The sequence below is a fragment of the Streptomyces atriruber genome, from assembly GCF_001418325.1.
GTDB classification, from domain to species: Bacteria; Actinomycetota; Actinomycetes; order Streptomycetales; family Streptomycetaceae; genus Streptomyces; species Streptomyces atriruber.
Genome location: NZ_LIPN01000412.1, coordinates 1 through 288, shown reverse-complemented (window position 1 = coordinate 288; position 288 = coordinate 1). Strand labels below are relative to the sequence as shown.

Genomic DNA, 288 nt, shown 5'->3' with positions numbered 1-288 from the left:
GCCCCACACGCCCCGATCTCCGCCGCCACCACCGGGTCGTCCACCACCACCACCCGACCCGCGAAACCCCCAGGCACCACACCCCGCGACGCCAACGAGCACACCACCACCGACGGGCCCACATCCCCCAGCACAAACCCAACCCGCTCCGCCGGATGACCCGCATCCACCGGAACGAACACACCCCCCGCCAACGACACCGCCAACAACGACACCACCAAAGACACGGACCGCTCACCCACCACAGCAACCCGCACCTCAGGCCCCACCCCCACACCCACCAAATAC

1 protein-coding gene is annotated in these 288 nt (G+C 69.1%); it reads right to left on the bottom strand.

All coding sequences use genetic code 11. The features are described 5' to 3' along the window. Positions 1–227, bottom strand: a 227-nt coding sequence (locus AOK03_RS34105) for an AMP-binding protein (RefSeq protein ID WP_244177859.1), incomplete at its 3' end; no start/stop codon positions are given. Positions 228–288 lie beyond the last annotated feature (61 nt).